The 21,686-nt window shown below is 57.4% G+C and carries 21 protein-coding genes and 1 tRNA gene; 17 read left to right on the top strand and 5 right to left on the bottom strand.

Going from position 1 to position 21,686, the window contains the following annotated elements; translation table 11 throughout:
* The first annotated feature begins 153 nt into the window (after window positions 1-153).
* Together MNODULE_RS03445 and MNODULE_RS03440 are read left to right on the top strand one after the other, a co-directional pair.
* On the top strand, window positions 154-993 hold the full coding sequence (locus tag MNODULE_RS03445; RefSeq protein ID WP_168058078.1) for an endonuclease/exonuclease/phosphatase family protein: 840 nt from the start codon (window positions 154-156) through the stop codon (window positions 991-993).
* The gene (locus MNODULE_RS03440) at window positions 935-3,163 is read left to right on the top strand and encodes a VTT domain-containing protein (protein ID WP_168058077.1); all 2,229 of its coding nucleotides are present in this window, start codon (window positions 935-937) and stop codon (window positions 3,161-3,163) included. The genes MNODULE_RS03445 and MNODULE_RS03440 overlap by 59 nt, the downstream gene beginning before the upstream one ends.
* 21 nt (window positions 3,164-3,184) lie before the next feature.
* On the opposite strand, the gene MNODULE_RS03435 is transcribed toward MNODULE_RS03440, so the two are convergent.
* Entirely contained in the window at window positions 3,185-4,066 is an 882-nt protein-coding gene (locus tag MNODULE_RS03435; RefSeq protein WP_168058076.1) for a complex I NDUFA9 subunit family protein, read from the bottom strand.
* A 42-nt stretch (window positions 4,067-4,108) separates the two neighbouring features.
* On the bottom strand, window positions 4,109-4,357 hold the full coding sequence (locus MNODULE_RS03430) for a YgaP family membrane protein (RefSeq protein ID WP_168058075.1): 249 nt from the start codon (window positions 4,355-4,357) through the stop codon (window positions 4,109-4,111).
* 388 nt (window positions 4,358-4,745) lie between these two features.
* Between MNODULE_RS03430 and MNODULE_RS03425 the strand changes: the two genes are divergently transcribed.
* From MNODULE_RS03425 to nrdR, 8 genes are all read left to right on the top strand, one after another.
* Window positions 4,746-6,314 (top strand): APC family permease, encoded by a 1,569-nt coding sequence (locus tag MNODULE_RS03425; RefSeq protein ID WP_168058074.1) that lies wholly within the window; start codon window positions 4,746-4,748, stop codon window positions 6,312-6,314.
* Entirely contained in the window at window positions 6,301-6,552 is a 252-nt protein-coding gene (locus MNODULE_RS03420) for a hypothetical protein (RefSeq protein WP_168058073.1), read from the top strand. The genes MNODULE_RS03425 and MNODULE_RS03420 overlap by 14 nt, the downstream gene beginning before the upstream one ends.
* Window positions 6,549-7,127: a universal stress protein gene (locus MNODULE_RS03415; RefSeq protein ID WP_168058072.1), complete on the top strand. Its 579-nt coding sequence runs from the start codon at window positions 6,549-6,551 to the stop codon at window positions 7,125-7,127. The genes MNODULE_RS03420 and MNODULE_RS03415 overlap by 4 nt, the downstream gene beginning before the upstream one ends.
* 114 nt (window positions 7,128-7,241) lie before the next feature.
* A complete protein-coding gene (locus MNODULE_RS03410; RefSeq protein WP_168058071.1) occupies window positions 7,242-7,646 on the top strand; it encodes a potassium channel family protein in 405 nt (134 codons plus the stop codon).
* 3 nt (window positions 7,647-7,649) lie between these two features.
* Entirely contained in the window at window positions 7,650-8,303 is a 654-nt protein-coding gene (locus MNODULE_RS25210; protein ID WP_168058070.1) for an NAD-binding protein, read from the top strand.
* A gap of 125 nt (window positions 8,304-8,428) precedes the next feature.
* A complete protein-coding gene (gene rpiB / locus MNODULE_RS03400; protein ID WP_168058069.1) occupies window positions 8,429-8,878 on the top strand; it encodes a ribose 5-phosphate isomerase B in 450 nt (149 codons plus the stop codon).
* A 57-nt stretch (window positions 8,879-8,935) separates the two neighbouring features.
* Window positions 8,936-10,180 (top strand): serine hydroxymethyltransferase, encoded by a 1,245-nt coding sequence (locus MNODULE_RS03395; protein WP_168058068.1) that lies wholly within the window; start codon window positions 8,936-8,938, stop codon window positions 10,178-10,180.
* A gap of 27 nt (window positions 10,181-10,207) precedes the next feature.
* Window positions 10,208-10,726, top strand: coding sequence for a transcriptional regulator NrdR (nrdR, locus tag MNODULE_RS03390; RefSeq protein ID WP_168058067.1), 519 nt, complete (start codon window positions 10,208-10,210; stop codon window positions 10,724-10,726).
* Between the two features lie 103 nt (window positions 10,727-10,829).
* Here nrdR and MNODULE_RS03385 read toward each other — a convergent pair whose 3' ends face one another.
* The gene (locus tag MNODULE_RS03385) at window positions 10,830-12,875 is read right to left on the bottom strand and encodes a sodium-translocating pyrophosphatase (protein WP_168058066.1); all 2,046 of its coding nucleotides are present in this window, start codon (window positions 12,873-12,875) and stop codon (window positions 10,830-10,832) included.
* A 194-nt stretch (window positions 12,876-13,069) separates the two neighbouring features.
* Here MNODULE_RS03385 and MNODULE_RS03380 point away from each other — a divergent pair, with 194 nt between their 5' ends.
* Window positions 13,070-14,107, top strand: coding sequence for a histidine kinase (locus MNODULE_RS03380; RefSeq protein ID WP_168058065.1), 1,038 nt, complete (start codon window positions 13,070-13,072; stop codon window positions 14,105-14,107).
* A complete protein-coding gene (locus MNODULE_RS03375; protein WP_168058064.1) occupies window positions 14,104-14,775 on the top strand; it encodes a response regulator transcription factor in 672 nt (223 codons plus the stop codon). Before MNODULE_RS03380 ends, MNODULE_RS03375 begins: the two co-directional genes overlap by 4 nt.
* 62 nt (window positions 14,776-14,837) lie before the next feature.
* Here MNODULE_RS03375 and MNODULE_RS03370 read toward each other — a convergent pair whose 3' ends face one another.
* Window positions 14,838-15,140, bottom strand: a complete 303-nt coding sequence (locus MNODULE_RS03370) for a hypothetical protein (protein WP_168058063.1) — start codon at window positions 15,138-15,140, stop codon at window positions 14,838-14,840.
* Between the two features lie 315 nt (window positions 15,141-15,455).
* Between MNODULE_RS03370 and MNODULE_RS03365 the strand changes: the two genes are divergently transcribed.
* The gene (locus tag MNODULE_RS03365; protein ID WP_168058062.1) at window positions 15,456-16,664 is read left to right on the top strand and encodes a carboxylate--amine ligase; all 1,209 of its coding nucleotides are present in this window, start codon (window positions 15,456-15,458) and stop codon (window positions 16,662-16,664) included.
* Between the two features lie 20 nt (window positions 16,665-16,684).
* Here MNODULE_RS03365 and MNODULE_RS03360 read toward each other — a convergent pair whose 3' ends face one another.
* On the bottom strand, window positions 16,685-17,830 hold the full coding sequence (locus tag MNODULE_RS03360; protein WP_168058061.1) for a pyridoxal-phosphate dependent enzyme: 1,146 nt from the start codon (window positions 17,828-17,830) through the stop codon (window positions 16,685-16,687).
* A 237-nt stretch (window positions 17,831-18,067) separates the two neighbouring features.
* On the opposite strand from MNODULE_RS03360, the gene MNODULE_RS03355 reads away from it, so the two are divergent.
* The 4 genes from MNODULE_RS03355 (at window position 18,068) to clpX (ending at window position 21,669) form a co-directional block, all read left to right on the top strand.
* Window positions 18,068-18,151: transfer RNA gene (locus MNODULE_RS03355), tRNA-Leu, on the top strand.
* A 243-nt stretch (window positions 18,152-18,394) separates the two neighbouring features.
* A complete protein-coding gene (gene tig, locus MNODULE_RS03350; RefSeq protein ID WP_168058060.1) occupies window positions 18,395-19,666 on the top strand; it encodes a trigger factor in 1,272 nt (423 codons plus the stop codon).
* A 101-nt stretch (window positions 19,667-19,767) separates the two neighbouring features.
* Complete coding sequence (gene clpP, locus MNODULE_RS03345) at window positions 19,768-20,358, top strand: ATP-dependent Clp endopeptidase proteolytic subunit ClpP (protein WP_168058059.1); 591 nt, start codon at window positions 19,768-19,770, stop codon at window positions 20,356-20,358.
* 57 nt (window positions 20,359-20,415) lie between these two features.
* Window positions 20,416-21,669 carry an ATP-dependent Clp protease ATP-binding subunit ClpX gene (gene clpX, locus MNODULE_RS03340; RefSeq protein WP_168058058.1) on the top strand — a complete coding sequence of 418 codons (1,254 nt, stop codon included), beginning with the start codon at window positions 20,416-20,418 and terminating at the stop codon, window positions 21,667-21,669.
* The last annotated feature ends 17 nt before the right edge of the window (window positions 21,670-21,686 follow it).

Raw genomic sequence — 21,686 nt, 5'->3', positions numbered from 1 at the left:
TTCCCCCCCGACATCTGCTTGACCTCTGCTTGTTTCACCTTCCCCACTATGTTAGAATTTCTCTCAAGTCGGATGAACTGTTCAGACCCGCATCGGTTTTCCTTTTGATCGCCCGAAGACCTCTTTTGACCCGGCCGAATGGACTCTGCTAATATGGTTATAAGATCAGCAACTGAGGAAAATCGCTCGGAAGAGACCGTCCCCTCCTCAATCGATCGGTTCTTGACGGTGATGACCTACAATATCCATCACGGAAGAGGACGGGACGGCCGGGTTGATCTGAAGCGGATCTGCACCGTCATTCAGGAGGGAAAACCCGATCTCGTCGCCCTCCAAGAGGTCGATCTGGGGATGACAAGGAGCGAGCGGCTCGATCAGGGACGGGAGTTGGCCGACCTGCTCGAAATGCATCACGTGGCCGGACACAACTGGTATCTAGGAGAAGGGGCGTACGGCAATGTCTTTCTCTCCCGATGGCCGGTCACCATTGTAGGGAACCTTGATTTGAGCGTTCCGGGGCGGGAGCCGAGGGGCTGTCTTTTAACCGAAGTGCATCACGGCGCCTCGCTGCTGTTGGTCGCATCCCTCCACCTGGGCCTCGGAATGGCGGAGAGAAAAAGGCAGTCCCTGACGATCTTGGATCAATTGAAGATGCTCTACACGGATGAACCGATCTTGATCATGGGGGATTTCAACACTTTCTCTTTCTCGTCGATTGCGCGCCGATTTCGCGCTTCGTATACCGATGTCTTCGAAGAAGCGGGGGTCGGACCCCGATCAACCTTTCGAAAAATCGGCATTCCCCTCCGGCTTGATTACATCTACGCCTCCGATCACCTCCTTCCGGTAAAGGCCCATGTCCTCCGGACGCAGACCGCTTCGGCCGCTTCCGATCACTTTCCGCTGATCGCGCAATTCCTCTGGAAGGATCGAGATGAACGCCGAGAAGATCATCAGACCGGGGCGGAACTGTTATCGCATCGCCCAAGCTGACCGGGTCGATCTCCTGGTCGACGCCGCCGCTTATTACAGAGCCCTTTACCACGCGATTCTTCAGGCGCAAGAGCGCCTTGTTTTCTTAGGATGGCAATTCGACAGCCGCGTCTCCCTCCTTCGCGGAGAGGAGGCCGACCGGGCCCGTGATCCGGTTCAGTTCCTTCCTCTTCTGCAAAAAATCACCGAAGAACGCCCGCAGCTCCAGGTCTATCTCTTGGCCTGGGATCACTCCATTGTCTTCGCCCCCGAACGGGAATGGTTTCAGTCGTACCGGTTTCAACAAGGGACGGGAGATCAGATCCATTTTGTCTTCGACCATTTCCATCCTGCGGGAGGAAGCCACCACCAAAAAATCGTTCTGGTAGACGGGATCGCCAGCTTCTGCGGCGGGCTCGATATCTGCGGCGATCGATGGGACACCCCGCAGCATCGCCGCCAAAATCCCCTTCGAAAAAACGAGGACGGCACCCCGTACAGCCTCTTTCATGACGTTCAGATCGCCGTTCAGGGAGAAGCGGTCTCGGCCCTGGAAGAGATCTTTCTCGACCGATGGGCGGCCGCCACCGGAGAGCGCCTCGCTCCCGTCCGGCCCGATCGCACACGCCGGCTCGATCTTCCCCATACCCTGCGCCTCTCCGGCGGGCCGGTTTCAATCTCAAGAACCGTTCCGGCCGGGACCTGCGGGCGGGAAACGCCTGTGCAAGAGATCGCCCATTTCTATGACGACGCCATCGCTTCCGCCGAACGATTGATCTTGATCGAAAACCAATACTTTACTTCGCGCCGCGTTTTCGAGGCCCTCCATAAGCGGATCTCCGATACAAGCCGCCCCGGCATCGAGGTCATTGTGATCTTGCCCCAGGCCGCACAAAACTGGAAGGAAGAGCTGGCGATCGGATTCGAGCAACGGCGCATGCTCCAGCGACTGGAGACGGCCGCAAAGGCCAATCATTGCCCGCTCGGAATCTATACCCCGATTAAAACAGGGAAGCCTCCCCTTCCGCCGACGCCGATTTACGTTCACAGCAAGGTGCTGGTGATCGACGACCGGATCCTCTCGATCGGATCGGCCAATACCAGCAACCGGAGTTTGGGACTCGACACCGAGTGCAACCTCAACATTGAAGCCGACGGGAATCAGCGGCGGCGGGAAATCGCGATGGTCTGCTATACCTTGTTGGGGGAGCATCTCGAACAGCCGGCGGAGGCAATGGAATCATTGATTCAACGAAAGCGGGGGTGGGTGGCCGCCCTGGATGCCGTCTCAGGACAGAGCGGGCGGCTCCACAAGCTCAACGGTGAATTTCCTGAAACCTGGATCGACCAGGTTCTTCCCGAGGGGATCTGCTTCGATCCGGAATCGCCGCTTAACCCCGAAGATCTTTTCGAGAAACTCTTTTTCCCCCCGATCTCATCCGTTCAGGCAGAGGAAGCCCTAGAAGAAAAAGAGCGGGGGGAGCGTCAAAAGGCGGATGCGCATCTGGAACATCCGAAGAAGAGAACTTTCCTAAAGGGGATCCCCCTGTTTCTCCTTCCCCTGATCGGCGTTCTGCTCTACTTTTTTTTGGAAAGAAAAGGGATTGATCTCCGCTCCTGGATGACCACCCTCGAAGAAGCGCGGGCCTCTCACTGGACGATCCCCCTCTTTATGGTCGGGACGGTGATCGCAAGCGTGATCTCCTTTCCGATCACTTTCTTTCTAATCCTGGGAGGGGTCTTGTTCGGGGCGTATTGGGGGACGCTGCTGAATTGGACGGCGGCCCTCGCCGGCGCCACCGTCTCCTATTTCCTCGGCCTCTACCTCGGGAGGCCGCTCTTTCGCTTCGGCCAGAAGCGGGCCCCCGCGGCGGCCGACTGGATCAAACAGAAGGGGTTCTGGGCGATCTTGGTCCTCCGGGTCATCGGGGTTTTTCCATTTACCGTCGTCAACTTTATCGCCGGCGCCAGCAAGATTCGCCTCTCCAAATATCTTCTCGCCACGGCGCTGGGGATGCTTCCGGGGACCTTTCTGATCTCCTACTTCTCCGACGCCATTCTGCAAGGGACCGTCGACTTTAAAACGAAAAGCTCCCAGCTCCTCTGGGGCCTCTCGTTCGTTCTCCTTCTCTGGCTCGGCTCCGCCATCATGAAAAAATGGTGGCTGCGCCGGCAGGAAGCCCTTTCCTAATCGATCGACGCGGAAGAAACGTTATCTGAGGTAGGTCGGCAAGATCTCTTCCGGCCCCTGAAACGAGAGGCCGAGCTCCTTCGCGGCGGCATTCTCACTGCAAACGTTGTCTTCTTGAAGCATCGTCAATTGATCGCGGGTGAGGGGGGGGCGGGGGAAGAGCCGCTCGGCCAGGGCGGCGGGACCTTTGAGCATCCAGATCGGGAGGTGGACTCTCGGACGGGAGATCCGCTTGGTCCGGAGAATCAGATCGATAAGGTCATTGAAGCTGTAAACACGCGGACCGCAGAGATCGTAGCGCTTTCCGAAAGCAATCGGGTTTTGGAGCGATTGGACGAATGCCTCGGCCACATCCTCCACCCAGACCGGTTGAAAACGATTCTCTCCGGGCCCGACGACCGGGACCGCCGGCGAGTAGGAGGCGATCTTCGCGAGGAGATTGATCGACCGGTCCTCTTGGCCGAAGATCAATGAAGGCCTGAAAATCGTCGCATCGAGCGATGCGGCGCGGACGAGTTCTTCCGCCTGCCACTTGGTTCGGTGATAACGGCTCGCCGCGTTCGGGCCGCTCCCGAGGGCGCTCATGTGGAGGAGGCGGCGCACCCCGGCCTGCTTCATCGCCTCCACCACATTTCGCGTTCCTTCGACATGCAGCTGCTCGAACGTCTCTCCGCCCGGCTCGATCAGAATGCCGACGAGATGGATGACCGCGTCGGCCCCCTTCGCCCCGCGAAGCAGACTCTCCCGCGAGCCGATCTCTCCGGGGATCCATTCGATTTTTTCATCCTGGATGAAACGTCGCCGCTCGCTTCGATAAAGCGCCCGGACCCGCTCTCCCCGAGAAAGGAGGCGGCGGACGATGCTCCGGCCGACAAACCCGGTCCCGCCGGTCACTAAAACCATACGGTTTCTCCGTGCCCGCTCCGCGAGCCGCTCCGATCGATGCTACCTCGCAAACGGGAGGAGCCTTTTCCACCTCGGGTAGGTCGAGACTCCCAGCAGATGATTCAGCGGGCTGAACCGGAAGAAAGCGGTGAGAAGCCCATCGAGCCCGATCACCCACATCGCCGTCCGCGCCCAACGGCTCTTCCCCGAAACGAGGGCGAGGACAGGAAAAAGAAGACCAATCGAGTACCGAACACCGCGATCCCAGCCACCCACGTTATACGCCTTATAACCTTTATACGCTTTCATGATGATCCTCCATGGTAAGGGCTACAACAATCCGGGTTATCTCAAAGAATTTACTCCATCATACCGTCTCTCTTTCCGTCGATACAATCCCCTTTTTGGAGGACCTTCATTCCCCTTTCGGAGAGGGGGGTCGGGGGCTCACGCGTCGTCTTTGAATTCGGGTATACTTTAAATTGACCGAGCGGGGAGGGCAAGGGGAGGGGCGCTTTGGTTGACTTCCCCCGGATGCTGGCCTATACTATCGTCCTTCATGCGGGGAGAGCCGGGTCGCTCTTGGATTGCGGGAATCGAATCAGACAAGCAGAGTGTCACGTTTTCCTTATGAATAAAGCAGACAGACCCAATCGAGAAAGCGGCGGCCGTCTCTCCGGCGCTTTGAGAATAGACGATGACATCTGAAGTTCGAGCGCCGTCCGCCGCGCTCCCCGGAGCTCCTGTCGAGCTTCGAAGGGATGTTTCCATCTGGGGCTCCTTTACCTGGGGCTACGCCGACGTCGGCGCCGATGTTTATGTGGCGCTCGGCCTGGTGATGGGCGCCGCCCATGGGGCGACGCCGCTCGCCTTCGCCGCCGCCGGTTTCGTCTACATCTTAATCGGCTTCGCCTATACCGAGCTCGCCTCCGCCTATCCGGTGGCGGGGGGAGGCCAATACTACACGACGCGGGGGCTGGGCGATATCTGGGGGTTGATCGCCGGCGCCGCGCTGCTGCTCGATTACACCATCTGCATTTCGCTCTTCGCGACCGCTTCCGCCGGGTATATCAACTTCTTCTTCCCGGCCATCCGCGAATTCGCAATCGATATCGGCCCTTTCCAAGGAATCAATCTGATCTGGGCGGCCGAATCGCTCTTCCTGATCGTCCTTCTGATGATCCTCAATATCCGGGGGATTCGAGAATCTTCTCTCTTCAATTCGCTCATCGGCGGCCTGGATATGGTCTTAGAGACGATCATTATCGTCTTCGGTTTTCTCTTTGCCTGGAAACCGGAGATGGTCGTCTTTCAATTCAAGACTGAATTCCCCTCGACGGAGCAATTCTTTTACGCCGTTTCGGTCGCCATTATCTCTTACGTCGGATTGGAATCGGTCTCGCAGGCGGCGCAGGAAACCCGCCGTCCCGCGACGATTATTCCGAGAACATCGGTCTCATTGATCTGCGTGGTCCTCCTCTTCGCGATGGCCTTCCCGATCCTGGCCCTGGGGGTCCTTCCCTGGCAGGCATTGGCCGAGCGGGAGTCCGATCCGGTCGCGGTCTTGGCCAGCGCCATTCCCTACATCGGTTTTCTGGCCGGTCATGCCGCCGCGGTCCTCGGCGCCACGATCGTCCTCATTTCGGCCAACACGGGGGTGATGGGGGCCTCCCGACTGAGCTACAGCATGAGCGAGAGCCACCTCTTGAGCCCTTGGTTCAGCGCGGTCCATCCGAAATTCCGGACCCCCGTGCGGGCGGTCGTCTTCTTCTCGGTCGTGGCGGCGGCTCAGGTGATCTTCAGCTTTCTCACCGGCCCCCACGCCATGGATACGATGGTCAATATGTACGCCTTCGGCGCGACGCTCGCCTATTTTTTGAGCTTCATCGCCCTGATCGCGCTGCGGATCAAAGACCCCTATACCCCGCGGCCCTACCGGATGCCGTTTAATATTCAGTTCAAGGGAATCTATATTCCGATCCTCGGCATCGTCGGCGCCTTTGCGACCCTGGCGATGATGGGGGTGGTCCTCTGGACGCATGCCCTCGGACGGGTCGCCGGTCCCGGTTGGGTCCTCCTCTGGCTCGCGGTTTATCTCTGGTATCGGTGGAAGAACAGGCACCCCCTTTTTTCCAACCTTCCACGCGACTGGGAGAAGGAGCAGATCGCCATTCTCACCTCTGCGGAGGAATTCGATCTCCTGGAGCAATACAAGCATGCCCTGGCGGAACGGAATAAGAAAGAGGCCAAACATGCTTCACAATAAAGAGCGCATCATGGCGACGCTTCGATCGTTGTCTCTTCGAGACAAGGTCCTGATGATTAATATGTTCCTCTATTTCGCGGTCGGCGGGGCGATCCTCTACCGCGCCTTCTTCCGTCACGCCTCCTGGCCGGCCTATCTGATCGGCTCTCTTTTCCTGCTGATCGGGAGTTATCGTTTTTATCTCATCTATAAAGCATTGTCGAAAGGGGGAGGGGGAGGGGAGGTCGCGGAGAGATGATCGATCTGATCGATCAGATCAACCCCCTGGGAGGGGTGATCGCCCTTTTCTTTGTTGTTTCGCTCATCTCGATCCTCTGGTGGATGCTTCATCCCCCCGATTACATCCCGGCGGCCGCCGCAAAAGCGCGCCACTCGGTTTTTGCCGTCAAAAAGATTCTGGTCCCGACCGTCGGTCTGCCCTATGCGGAGCGAGGGGTCGAATTGGCCTGCCGGCTCGGCTCCGAACAGGGGGCGGAGATTCTCCTGACCTACGTGGTGGAAGTCCCCCGCACGATGCCGCTGGGGATCCCCCTCCCCGACGCGGAGCAGGAGGGAAACGAAGCGTTGGAGCGGGCCTGCTCCATCGTCAAGCTCCATGGGCTTCCCTTCCAGAAGATTCTTCAACGGGCCCGTCTGGCGGGGGAGGAGATCGCCCGGATTGCACGGGATCGGGATGTCGATATGATCATCCTGGGAATCCGGTCCGAGCCGGGATTACGGGACGCCATCTTGGGGAGAACATCGGACATCATCCTTCGGCATTCTCCCTGCGAGGTGCTCATCGATAAGTTGCCGAAGGGGGCGCAAGAGTAACGGCGCGTATAACGCACAGATCACATGATGAGGCCGGGTCGTGATCGGGGCTCCCCCTTTGAACTTCCCGGGCCAAACGATTATACTGTAGACAAATTGACCCTTGGGGAAACGATGCATATTGTGATTCTTGGCTCCGGAAGGCTCGGATCGCGTCTGGCGAACGCCCTGGTTCAGAAAGGGCATAAAATCACCATTGTCGATGCGGAAGAGACAAAATTCAAAAACCTCGAAGAACATGAAAGCATTCAGCGGGTCGGCGGGAATATTTTTAATGAAGAAACGGCCGACCTGGTCTTCGCGGAACCGGTCGACGTTTTCATCGCCGTGACCGGAAGTGATAATATCAATTTGATGGTCTCTCAGGCGATGCAAAAGAAGTACAAGATTCCGAAGGTCCTCATCCGGGTCTTCGATCCGACCCTTTCTTCGGTCTATCGCGATCTCGGCCTTGAGACGGTCTGCCCCACGAATTTCGCTCTACAAGAGATGTTGAAGATGTTGGAGAAGGGGGTCTAACCGGTGTACATTATTATCGTCGGCGGGGGAAAGGTCGGATATAACCTAACGAAGCTGCTTCTGGCGGAAGAACATGAGGTCCTGCTGATCGAAAAAGACAAGACGAAAACCGCCGGCCTGGCGAGGGAGTTCGGGGAGTCGTTGATGGAGGGAAACGGCTCCCGCGTCAGCATTCTTCGAGAGGCGGGGGCCAATCGCGCCGACGTTCTCGTGGCGGTCACCGGGACCGATGAGGATAACCTCGTCATCTGCCAGGTCGCCAAAGCGGTTTTCAAATGCCCGCGCACCATCGCCCGCGTGAACGACCCGCGGAACGAATCGCTTTTTTCCACGTTGGGGATCGATGCCACCGTCAGCTCGACCCGGCTGATCGATTCGTTGATTGAAGAACAGGTGAAGGCGGAAGATATGGTGATCCCACTGGTGACCCTCCGGGCGGGGAATGTCGAGATCATCGAGGTCGATCTCTCCCGCTCCTCCGGAATGATGGGGAAGAAGATCCGAGAGATCCAACTCCCCGAGGGGGCGATCTTCATCTCAATCCTCCGGGGGGATGAAGTCGTCATTCCGAAAGGAGACACCGAGCTGATTCCCGGCGATAAAGTGGTCGCGCTCGTCAGGAAAGAGGCGGAGCAGGCGCTCCGAGAGATGCTCTGACGCCGTTCGGCTCCGCCCGCTCCTCCTCCATAACTTCTCTTTCTCTTCCGCTTTTCGAAACCCGATTCTCCTTGACAGGGGGAGGAGGGATTCGCTACCATCCCAGGACTTGATAGAGACTGATAATGAAGCTTGCGATCGCCTCAGATCATGCCGGTTTCGGGCTGAAAAATCGGATCCTCCGGTATCTGTCCGAAAAAAAAGTGGACGCCGTCGATTTCGGCGCCGACGGTCGCGACTCGGTCGACTACCCCGATTATGCCATCCAGGTGGCCGAATCGGTTTCGAAGGGGACGCTCGACCGCGGCATTCTCATCTGCGGAACCGGCATCGGCATGTCGATTACGGCCAACAAGTTTCCCGGCGTCCGCGCGGCACTCTGCCATAACGCCGTCACCGCCGAGGCGAGCCGGCGTCACAACGATGCAAACGTCCTTGTCCTGGGAGAGCGGGTTCTCGACGAGGAGACGGCGGTCCAAATCGTCCGGATCTGGCTCGAAACCGATTTCGAAGCGGGACGCCATCAACGACGACTTGATAAAATTCACGCCATCGAAAAGGCCCATCCCGATTGATCGGCCCGAGAAGGAAACGGTTCATCCACAATAGAAAATAGCGTTGAGGATTTCGAGATGAGTGATCAAAAAGATTTCAGCTTAAAAGCGATCGACCCGGAGGTGGAACAGGCGATCCGCCAGGAGGAAAAGCGCGAGGAGGAGAAGCTTATCCTCATCGCCTCCGAGAATTACGTCAGCCGCGCGGTCCTGGAAGCGCAGGGATCGATCATGACCAACAAATATGCCGAGGGCTACCCCGGACGGCGCTATTACGGCGGCTGCCAGTATGTCGATGTGGTCGAATCGCTCGCGATCGAGCGGGCCAAGCAGATCTTCGGGGCCGAACATGTCAACGTCCAGCCCCACTCCGGCTCGCAGGCCAACATGGCGGTTTACTTCTCCGTCCTCAAGCCGGGCGATACGATCCTTGGAATGAACCTGGCCCACGGGGGGCACCTCACCCACGGAAGCCCGGTCAATTTCTCCGGGATGCTCTATAAAGTGGTCTCCTATGGGGTTCGGAAAGAGACCGGCCGGATCGATTATGATGAAGTTGCGGCGACCGCCGAGCGGGAGCGTCCCAAGATGATCGTCGTCGGCGCCTCGGCCTATTCCCGCATCTTGGATTTTCCGAAATTCAAAGAGATCGCCGACCGAATCGGGGCCTACCTGATGGTCGACATGGCCCACATCGCCGGCCTGGTGGCGGCGAAGGTCCACCCCTCGCCGGTTCCCTACGCCGATTTCGTGACGACCACCACCCATAAGACCCTGCGCGGTCCGCGGGGCGGGATGATCCTCTCCCTTCAGAAGCACGCCAAAATCATCGACAAAACGATTTTCCCCGGCATCCAGGGGGGCCCGCTGATGCATGTCATCGCGGCCAAAGCGGTCGCTCTGAAAGAGGCGCTCCGCCCGGAGTTCGTCACTTATCAAAAGCAGATCGTCGCCAATGCGGCCGCCCTTGCAAACGGGCTGGTCTCGCGAGGTTATCAGATCGTCTCGGGGGGAACCGACAACCATCTGATGCTCGTCGATTTGACCAAGCAGGGAATTACCGGGAAAGAGGCGGAAGATGCGCTGGAAGCGGCGGGGATCACCGTGAACAAGAATGCCGTCCCCTTTGATGAGCGTCCTCCGGCCCAGACGAGCGGCATCCGATTGGGAACGCCGAACGTCACCAACCGCGGGATGAAAGAGAAAGAAATGGATGAAATCGCCTCCTTCATCGATACCGTCGTCCGCCATCAAAAGGATGAGCGGGTTCTGGAAGAGGTTCGACGACAAGTTCAAGCCGTCTGTAAGCGATTCCCACACTAAGGCAGGGGCCCGCCCCCGATTTGAAACATGCAATGTCCATTCTGTAGCCATCTGGAAGATAAGGTGGTCGACTCCCGCCTCAGCAAAGAGGGGGAGGTCATCCGCCGGCGCCGGGAGTGTCTCCACTGCCAGCGGCGCTTCACCACCTACGAACGGGTGGAGGAGATCTTTCCGATGGTGATCAAAAAGGACGGCCGGCGCGAGCCGTTCGATCGCCATAAAATTTTTTCAGGACTCAAGAAGGCCTGCGAGAAGCGGCCGGTCAGCGTCGATCTCCTCGAAGCAGTCGTCACCCGGATCGAAAAAAAAATCCAGGAGATGGGGGAGACCGAAATCGAAAGCCGGGTCGTCGGCGAGGAGGTCATGCGGCAGCTGCACGCGATTGACCAGGTCGCCTATGTCCGCTTTGCCTCGGTTTACCGGGAGTTCAAAGATGTCAATCAGTTTATGTCGGAGCTGAAGGCGCTTCTCGGAGAGCAGGGCCAGGAGAAACAAGGGGTCGGGGGCCAGGGATCGGGGGTCGGGGAAATAAAAAACAAAAAATAGAAAATGAAAAATCGAAATAAAAAAGGGATGGATTTTCTCCATCCCTTTTTTATTCTGTTTTTGCTTTACCGGCCCCTGGCCCCCAGCACCCGACCCCTGCCTTTTAGGCGAACAGCAACACACCGATCAGAACGGCCACGAGGTTGATCACCTTGATCATCGGGTTGATCCCCGGTCCGGCCGTGTCTTTGTAGGGATCGCCGACCGTATCGCCGGTGACCGCCGCCTGATGGGCCGGACTCTTCTTCCCGCCGTGATGGCCCTCTTCGATATATTTCTTCGCGTTGTCCCACGCCGCCCCGCCGGAGGTCATCGAGACGGCGACGAAAAGACCGGTCACAATGCTCCCGACCAAGACCCCTCCGAGCGCCTTCGGTCCGAGGATCACCCCGACGATCAACGGCGCCAAGACCGGAATCAGCGACGGCACCATCATCTTCTGAAGCGCGGCGATCGTCACGATATCGACGCACCGGCCGTAATCGGGCTTGCCGGTCCCCTCCATGATCCCCTTGATCTCCTTGAACTGCCGCCGCACCTCTTCGACGATCGAACCGGCCGCCTCTCCGACCGCCTTCATCAAATAGGCGGCGAAGAGGAAAGGAAGCATCCCGCCGATGAAGAGGCCGACCAGGACCAGCGGGTCGGAGAGATCAAAAACCATTACCGCCCCCGCCTTGGAAACCGAGCGGGTATATTCCGAAAAAAGGACGATCGCGGCGAGCCCCGCCGATCCGATCGCGTACCCTTTCGTCACCGCCTTGGTGGTGTTGCCGACGGCGTCGAGCGGATCGGTGACGTCGCGAACCTCTTTCCCCATGTTCGCCATCTCGGCGATCCCCCCGGCGTTGTCGGTGATCGGGCCGAAGGAGTCGATCGCCACGACGATCCCCGCCATCGTCAACATCGCCTCCGCCGCGATCGCCACGCCGAAGAGGCCGGCCAGCGAATGGCTGGCGAGAATCGCTCCGGCGATCACGAGCACCGGGAGCGCGGTCGCTTGAAGAGAGACCGCCAGTCCCGCGATGATGTTGGTTCCGTGGCCGGTCACGGAGGCCCGCGCGATCTCTTGGACCGGGCTGAACTTCTTCGCGGTGTAGTAGTCGGTGATCACCACCAGGGCGAGGGTCACCCCCAATCCGATCAATGCCGTGAGGTAGTAGTTGATCACCGGGATGCCGCCGACCCCATCCATGAGCCAAGCGGTCACCGGGTAGAAGGCGACCGCAGAGAGGATGCCGGTCGCGGCGAACCCTTTGTAAAGGGCCGGCATGATTCCGCCCCCCGGCCCCAGCTTCACAAACCAGCTTCCGACGATCGTCATTAAAATGGCCACTCCGCCGAGGATCAGCGGGAAAAGAATCGCATTCTTCGCATCGGGATAGAGGAGATGGGCCAGCGCCATCGTCGCCACCGTCGTCACGGCATAGGTCTCGAAGAGATCGGCCGCCATCCCGGCGCAGTCGCCGACATTGTCGCCGACGTTATCGGCGATCACCGCCGGGTTGCGCGGATCGTCTTCCGGAATCCCCGCCTCCACTTTTCCGACGAGATCGGCCCCGACGTCGGCCGCTTTCGTGTAGATTCCCCCGCCGACCCGGGCGAAGAGGGAGATCAAGCTCCCCCCCAGCCCCAACGAAAGAAGGGCCGGAATGGTTTTCTCTTCCCCGGCGATCGCGGAGGCGACGGCATAGAATCCGGTCACGGCCAGAAGCCCTAAACTAATCAGGAGAAGGCCGGTGACCGCCCCGCCGCGAAAGGCGACCTGCAGCGCGGCATTCATCCCCTGATGGGCCGCCTGGGCCGTCCGCGCGTTGGCGCGCACCGCGACCATCATCCCGACATAACCGGAGATTCCGGAAGCGACCCCCCCGACCAGAAAACCGGTGGCGGTCAGCAGGCCGAAATGCTCCGACCAAATTCCGGAGACCCAGAGAAGAACAAAAAGGACCGCCGCGACAATGGAGATCGTTTTAAATTGCCGGATCATATACGCCTGAGCCCCTTCGTGGATCGCGGCCTGAATCTTTCTCATCTCAGGGGTTCCCGCATCGAGTCTCATCACCCAGAAGGAAAGGTAGAGGGCGTAGGCAATCCCCACGCCGGCGCAGATAAGCGAGAAGAGTATGACGAACGATGTGTTCTCCATTGGTTCTCCTATCTATAATAATGAGATTCCGGACATCAAAACCCCACATTTTACGGAGAGATCTCATTGTTTGTCAAGGCATATTCTCCTTTACCTTGTCAGTCAAAACGAATTCGGATAGAATGAGGCCGTTCCGGGATCGAGATCCAATCGGGGATTGAGATCGATCTTGTTCAACCCCTTGGGAGAGAAGCGTGACGAATGTGGCGATCATCGGCGGAGGACGCGGCGGGACCTCTCTGATTGAAATCTTCTACAACGATCCGCTGGTTCGAATCGTCGGGGTGGCCGATATTGACAAAAACGCCCCCGGGATTCGCCTCGCCCGGAAGTTGAAAATCCCTGTCACGCTCGATTATCAAAAACTCCTCAAGTCAAAAAAGGTCGACCTGGTCATCGATGTCACCGGAGATAAAGCCGTCGAGGAGATCCTTCTCACCTCGCGCCGGCCGGGGGTGGCGGTCATCGGCGGGCCCTCGGCGATGTTCATGTGGCAGCTGATCGAGGAGCGGATCAAAAGCAAAGAAGAGATCGAACGGCACCTGCTGGAGTACCAATCGCTTTATCGGCTTTATGTCAAAGAGGTGGAGCTCGCCATCGCCGAAGAGCGGACGCGGATCGCGTGCGATATCCACGACGGTCTCGTTCAGACCCTCGTCGGTCTGAACTACCGCCTCGATTATTGCGCCGACCAGCTCAATAAAAACCCCGCCCTAACCCTTCAATCGATCCAGGAGACAAAGGTCCTTCTCAAAGAGGCGATCTCCGAAGCAAGGGAGGTCATCTTCAATCTCCGTCCGATTTACCTCGACCGCGCCGGGCTTCTCCCCTCGGTGAAAAAATATCTCAAAACGTATGAACGGCAATACCAGATCGAGACCCACCTGGAAAACGCCGGAAATGAAGGGGCGGTCCCCTTGCAGGCGAAGATTTTTATTTTCCGGATCGTTCAAGAGGCGCTGGCCAACGTTCAACGGCACGCGCGGGCAAAGCAGGTCTGGATCAAGCTCGACATTCGGCCGAAGCGGTTGACCGCCGCCATTATCGATGACGGGGTTGGGTTCGATTTCAGCCCCAACGAAGTCGATCGGACCGACTCAAACTCCTTCGGCCTCAAGTCGATTATGGAGCGGGCGCGCCTCTTGGGGGGAAAAGCGGAGATCGTCAGCCGCAAGGGCCAAGGGACGCAGGTCCGGATCGAGGTTCCCCTTTCGAAGGAGAAAAGGGGATGACCAAGATCCGGATTTTAATTGCCGATGATCACCGGGTGGTTCGGGAAGGGCTCGCCGCGATCCTCAAGAGTCGAAGCGATATGGATGTGGTGGGCGAAGCGATCAACGGCTTCGAGGTGATCGAGAAAACCAAAGCGCTGAAACCCGATGTGATCTTGATGGATATCTCCATGCCGCAGATGAACGGCGTGGAAGCGACCCGGGCCGTCCGGAAAATCTCTCCCGAGATCGGAATCATCGTCCTAACGATGCACGATGACGATGCAACGATCTTCGAGCTGGTTCGGACCGGGGTTCACGGCTATCTTCTGAAGGATGCCGACTCTTCCGAGATCGTCAAGGCGATCCAATCGATCTACAAGGGGGAGTCGATCATTCACCCTTCGATCGCCCGGAAGATTCTGGGCGAATTTTCACAACTCGGACCCGAGCAGATCAAGAAAGCCGACCGCCAAATGTACAATCTAAGCGGGAGAGAAGTAGACGTCTTGCGGCGGGTCGCCAAAGGGAAAACCAACAAAGAAATCGCCAGCGAGCTGCAACTCAGCGAGAAGACCATCAAAAACCACGTCCGGAACATCTTTCACAAGATGGGCGTTTACGACCGGACCGAGGCGGCGATGAAAGGGGTTCAGGAAGGAATTATTGATTTAGAGCAGCGAAAGTAGGGGCAGGGTCTCTGCCCCTACTTTCGCATCGGGCTTAATAGGTCTTATACGACTTATAAGACCTATGATTTTCTGACTTCAATCTTTTCTGCCAGAAGCCGCTCCCCGTCCATTTTGAACGTCACCACCGCCTTATCGTCGACCTTCACCCCTTCCAGCAGTTTGGATGACGCAACAAATTGGATCGGTTTTCCCGTTTCGGCATCAACGATGGTAAAGGCCCCCTCCGGGGCGCCGATCGCCTTCACGACCCCCATGTGTTTATCGGGCCCCATCGAAGAGCAGGCCCAACTTGATCCGGCCGCCCCCACCGAAATCGCAACGCTCAATGCCAGCGCTCCCAACATCCAACCTTTTTGACGCATCTCTCACCTCCTTTGTTTTTTAAATCGTATCCTTTTCAAATCGTCGAGTCAACGGTTTTTCGGGCCCGAAATGCCCTTAACAAAAAATGGCTGAGGAAGACCTTTCTCTTTTCATGAAAAAGAATTCACATCCCAGAAAGAAAATGCGTCTCCTTCGCAAAGAATTAATCCCTTACCAGGTAATGCACGCTACCATCGCAACCATAATGATACCGGCGGATGGTGCGCTCTTTGCATCTCTCCATAGTTGGTTATGGAAATTTACCTTACATTTTTCCTGATACGTCAGTCCAACTTTCTGTAGGGAGGAAACATTTGTCACCCAAGCCGATGCCGGCCGTGGTGCTGGGTGAGATAGGCCTGGTACGTTGTCTCGGGGAATGGGGGGTTCCTTGCGTGGTGGTCGCCTGCAACAAAGACCACCTGGCCTTTGCATCACGCTATTGCATCGAATCGGTGGTGGCGCCGAGTTTCGACCCGGACTGCCGCGAGACCCTGGACCTCCTTCTGATGATCGGGAGAAGACTGGGAAAGTCGGTTCTCTTCTGCAACGGAGAGCCTGATTTTCTCTTCGTCTCCAAGAACCGCGACCTCCTCTCGCGCTATTTTCTGATCGATCTCCCCCCGGAAAAGCAGGCCGATCTCTTGGTAGATAAGGGGCTCTTTTACAAGATGGGGGCCGAATACGGCTTTCCGATTCCGAGGACCTGGCAGCCAAACGATCCGGGCGATCTCGAAAAGATGATTTCCGAGATCCCCTTTCCTTGCATCCTCAAACCGATGCAGCAGGTCTTCTGGAAGAGCGCCGCGTTCCAGAAGCAATACGGCGTGGGGATCAAAGCGATTCAGGCAAAAGATGCGGAGGCCCTCCGTACCCTTTACCGTGATATCTGGTCGCATCATCCGGGGGTGTTGATCCAGGAATATATTCCCGGCGGAGACGATCAGCTCTATTTTTTCGATACCTACTTCAATGCCCGCTCGGAGCCGCTCGGCTACTTTATCGCCCGCCGGATCCGGACCTATCCGATTCATTGCGGAATCAGCACCCTCGCCGTCACAGTGCACGATCCGGCCATCGCGAAGGCCGCGCTGCGGGTCCTCCAGTCGATCGAATACCGCGGGGCCGCTCACCTCGACTTCAAACGGGACAGCCGCGACGGCTCCCCCCGGCTCCTTGAAATCAACCCCCGGTTCGGTCTGGCGATCGACCTTGGCGCGCGGGCCGGGGTCAATCTTCCGATGCGGGCCTATCTGGCGCAGCTTGGACGATCGCTTCATTTCAAAGAGGATTACCATGCCGGAATCAAATGGATCGATACCAAGAGCGATCTGAAAGCCCTGCAATGCTACCGGGAAACCGAAGAGTGGACCCTCTCCCGATGGGCGCAGTCGTTTAACGGCCCCAAGATGTTCCGGATCTGGAGCGCGCGCGATCCCGGCCCGGCGCTGACCGCCACCCGGCGGTTTCTAAATCGGCAGGTCCGAAGATGGATCGGAGGCCCCCCCACAAAAACATCCTGATCGTCGATGAGACGAATCTTTCAAAAGAGGAGATAACCGAGGCGCTCCAGACCGGCGAGAATCTCCCGATTATGGTCCGGACCGCGCGTCTCGAGCGAGAGCTCCACGCGGGTCTCCGACAGGGGAAGGTTCAGTGAAAGGCGATCGTGAACGATGTGGACGATGTTGGCGCCGAGATGGCCGACCGCATCGGTCAGCCCGGCCAAGGCCCCCGGGCGGTCGGGGATCACGACGGAGAGCCGCAGCAGCCGGCCGGTGCGGACTAAGCCGCGCTCGATGATCCGCTCCAGAAGGGTGACATCGATGTTCCCGCCGCTGATGATCAGGCAGACCGGGCCGCGGATACTGCGGCCGTGGTTCAAGAGAGCTGCCAGGGGAACCGCTCCGGCCCCCTCGGCGATGATCCGCTTGTGCTCCATGAGAAGGAGGACCGCCTCGGCGATTTCTTCTTCGCGGACCGAAATGATCTGATCGAGATGACGCTCCAGGAGCGGCCGGGTCCGGCGCCCCGGATGTTTCACCGCAATGCCGTCGGCGAGGGTCGGCCGGGCCGGCGCCGTCACCCCGATCACCCGGATCTTCGGATCGATCCCCTTCACCGCCGCCCCCACCCCGCCGGCAAGTCCCCCGCCGCCGATCGGGACAAGGATTGTCGCGACTTCCGGATGTTCTTCCAGGATCTCCAGCCCCAGGGTCCCCTGTCCCGCGATGATGGCGTCATCGTCGAACGCATGGATCAAAACCTTCCCTTCCGCTTCCGCGATCCGCCGCGCCTCCTTCATCGCCTCATCAAAACTCTTTCCGTGGATCACAACCCGCGCGCCATAGGAACGGGTCGCCTCCTGTTTGGCGAGGGAAGCCCCTTCCGGCATGATAATCGTGGACGCGACATGCAGTGTCCGCGCGGCGAGGGCGACCCCCTGGGCATGATTTCCGGCCGAGGCGGCGATCACCCCCCGTCGCCTTTCCGCCGCCGTCAGGCGAGAGAGGCGATTGGCCGCCCCCCGAATTTTAAACGATCCGGTCTTCTGAAGATTTTCCAGCTTCAGGCAAACGGGAAGCCCGGCCCGGAGAGTGAGCGAGCGGGATGTCACCAGCGGCGTTCGATCGATGGAGGAGGCGATCGCCTCCCGGGCCGACCGGATCTCTTTTAGTCCGACGGACATCCCACTCCTTTCGCGCAGTATCAAGGCTGAAAAACTGACGCCCAATGTATCACAGATATTTAATTCATAAAAGATGGGGTTCAACCCTGTTGAACCCCTACAGGAGCGGATGGTCTGACCCGGCGCCTCCCTGAATCGACCGAGCCTCTGGAATGATTGCAGATTGGCTTCTTCCATGATATAATCCGTTCCTCTTTTCCGATTCAATAAAGGGACCTTCCTTAACTAACAATATATGCGAGAGTGGCGGAATGGCAGACGCGCCAGACTTAGGATCTGGTGGGTCACCCCGTGGGGGTTCAAGTCCCCCCTCTCGCACCAACTCTCTCGATCCACAATGCACGATCGATAGATGAAACGCTCCACCGATCTTCCGTGTCGGAGGCCGCCTATCCATAAGGCGCGTGCGGGGATGGGGCAACACCACGGCGATCCCAAGAAACAGGATCATAAAGCAGCCCGGATGAGAATCAGTTGAACGCGTAAGTCGAAGCGACGTCAGGGTAAACAATTGACAATCACACTGAGCAGAGATAAAATGGAAACGTTTTTCGGAAGGAGCGTATGAAAGTCCAGGTTGAAGAGATCACACCTGTTAAGAAATCCCTTAAGATCGAAATCCCGCAAGAAGTCGTCTCCGGCGAATTCGAAATCGCTTACTCCGATTTGAAGAAAAAGGCGAAGCTCCCCGGCTTCCGTCCGGGGAAGGCGCCGCTCTCCCTTCTAGAAAAGAAGTTCGGCCCTTCCGTCGAAGAAGATATCGTCCGGAAGTTGGTCCCGGAGTATTACCAAAGGGCGATTAAAGAGGCCGGTCTCTCTCCCGTCGAGTTTCCGTCGATCGAGAAGATCGAGCTAAAGAAAGGAGCGCCGCTTCTTTTTACGGCCACGGTCGAGATCAAACCGACGATTCAGCTTGCGAACTATTCGGGAATTCCGGTCCCGCGCAAAGAGATCAAGGTGACCGATGAAGAGGTCGAACAGACGCTGAAACGGCTTCAGGATGATCAAGGGCGATTGGAGGCTTCTCCCGAGGACCATGCCGTCCAATCAAACGATTATGCTATAATCGATTTCGAAGGGTCGATCGACGGGAAACCGGTTGATCAGGGCAAGGCAGAGGGGTACACCTTACAGATCGGTTCAAATACTTTTCCTTCCGAATTTGAATCTTCCCTCCTCGGCAAGAAGAAGGGAGATCGGATCGAAGCCGATGTTCCCTACCCGGCGGACTATCCGAACAAGGAAATTGCGGGAAAGAGCGTCCGCTTCAAAGTCCACGTGAAGGAGATTAAGAACAAGGTCCTTCCTCCATTGGACGACGAGCTTGCAAAGGATATCGGTCTCTCCTCTCTCGAAGAATTAAGAGGGAAAATCAAAAATACGCTGCTGGAACAACGGACCGCTCAACAGGAGCATGACCAGAAGAACCTGCTCATGAAGAAGCTGGTCGAAATGCATTCGTTCGACGTTCCCGAGTCGATGGTGGACCGAGAACTGCACACGATGATCGACCGGCTTCAGGAGCGCGTGCAGCAACCGCTCGATCATGAATCGCTTCACAAAGAATACGAGTCGACCGCCAAAGAACGGGTGAAGGGGACACTCCTCTTGAACGAAATTGCCGACGCGGAAAAAATGGAAGTGACCGAGCAAGAAATCGATGAGGAGATCAACCGCCTCGCGCAACGCGCCAAGGTGTCGCCGCAAGAAGCAAAGCGCGCCATCCACCAGCAACAAGGATCGTTGGAAGGGTTGAAAGCAAGGATCAGAGAGGAAAAGGCCCTCAACCGGGTTTATTCTCTCGCCCAATTCGAAGACAAAGGGGAAACTGAATAGCGGCCGTCAGACCGCCGTCCCTTTCGTCAAACAAGACGCAAACCCAATAGAGACCCTCCGGTCACACTACTCTTGGCCGAAGACAAAGGAGAAATGGCGTAATGCTGGTACCCATGGTCATCGAACAGACGAACCGCGGCGAGCGTGCCTACGATATCTACTCCCGCCTTCTCAAAGACAGGATCATCTTCTTAGGGACGGGAGTGGACGACAACATCTCGAACCTGATCATTGCGCAGTTGCTCTTCCTGGAGGCGGAGGACCCGGAGAAAGATATCAATCTTTACGTCAACTCTCCGGGGGGCCTGGTCACGGCGGGTCTTGCGATTTATGATACAATACAATATATCAAATCATCCGTCTCGACCATTTGCATCGGACAAGCGGCAAGCATGGGCGCCCTCCTTCTCACCGCCGGAACAAAGGGAAAACGGTATGCCCTTCCCAACGCGCGGATCATGATTCATCAGCCGATGGGCGGCTTTCAGGGACAGGCGACCGACATCGATATCCATGCCCGAGAGATCTTAAAAATGCGGGAACGCCTGAATGAAATCATGGCCAAACACACAGGACAGCCGATCGAAAAGATTCGCACCGACACGGAGCGGGATTATTTCATGTCGGGCGAGGAAGCGAAAACGTACGGCCTCATCGATGAGGTGATTGAACGCGCGCCGATACGGAAGTAACCATCACCACCACGCATCATCTTTAATCTTAACTCCATTAGATATGGGGAGGAACGCATGGCAAAACAGGAAAAAACCGATTCGCTTCTTCGCTGCTCTTTTTGTGGAAAGAGCCGGGATGAGGTCAAGAAGCTGATCGCAGGACCGACGGTCTACATTTGCGACGAGTGTGTTGACCTTTGCAACGACATTATTGCCGAAGAGTGGGAAGAAGAGAAGGAAGAGACTTCATCGACCCTCCCCAAACCTGTTGAGATCAAGAAAATTCTCGACCAATTCGTGATCGGCCAGGAACGCGCCAAGAAAATCCTCTCCGTGGCGGTCCACAACCACTACAAGCGGGTCGCCACCAACGCGCAGAGCGACGAGATCGAGCTGCAAAAGGGGAATATTCTGATGATCGGTCCCACCGGGACCGGAAAGACCCTCCTGGCACAGACGTTGGCCCGCATTCTGGACGTTCCCTTCACGATCGCCGATGCCACGACATTGACCGAGGCCGGCTATGTCGGCGAAGATGTCGAGAATATCATCCTCAAATTATTGCAGGCCGCCGATTATGATGTCGAGAAGGCCGAAAAGGGAATCGTCTACATCGACGAGATCGATAAGATTTCCCGCAAAAGCGAGTCTCCTTCCATCACCCGCGACGTTTCGGGCGAAGGGGTCCAGCAGGCCCTTCTGAAATTGATCGAGGGAACGGTTGCGAACGTTCCGCCGCAAGGGGGAAGAAAACATCCGCATCAGGAATTCATCCAGGTCGATACGACCAACATCCTCTTCATCTGCGGGGGAGCGTTTGTCGGCCTCGAACAACTCATCGAGCAGCGGATCCACAAAAAGTCGATGGGGTTCGGCGCCGATGTGAAGGGAAAGGCCGACCGCCGGCTCGGCGAGCTCCTGATGATGTCCCAGTCGGAAGACCTGATCAAATTCGGATTGATTCCCGAATTCGTCGGGCGGCTTCCGGTCACCGCCACCCTGGAAGATTTGGAAGAGACCGCGTTGATGCGTATCCTCACCGAGCCGAAGAGCGCGCTCATCAAACAGTATGAGAAGCTCTTCTCTCTGGAGAAGGTCAAATTGAAATTTACCGACAGCGCCCTGGCCGCCGTCGCGAAGAAATCGTTCGCGCAGAAGACCGGCGCCCGCGGACTTCGATCGATCCTGGAAGAGGTGATGCTCGAATTGATGTACGAGCTCCCCTCGCTCAAGAACGTGAAGGAGTGCGTCATTACCGAAGAGGTGATCAACGGAACCGGACAGCCGGTCCTCCTCTACGAGCGCGAGAAGGGAATCAAATCGGCGTAATCGATCGACAGAGACCA

Origin of the sequence: Candidatus Manganitrophus noduliformans (genome assembly GCF_012184425.1) — a bacterium.
Lineage (GTDB): Bacteria > Nitrospirota > Nitrospiria > SBBL01 > Manganitrophaceae > Manganitrophus > Manganitrophus noduliformans.
This window is presented reverse-complemented; position numbering and strand designations above follow the sequence as displayed.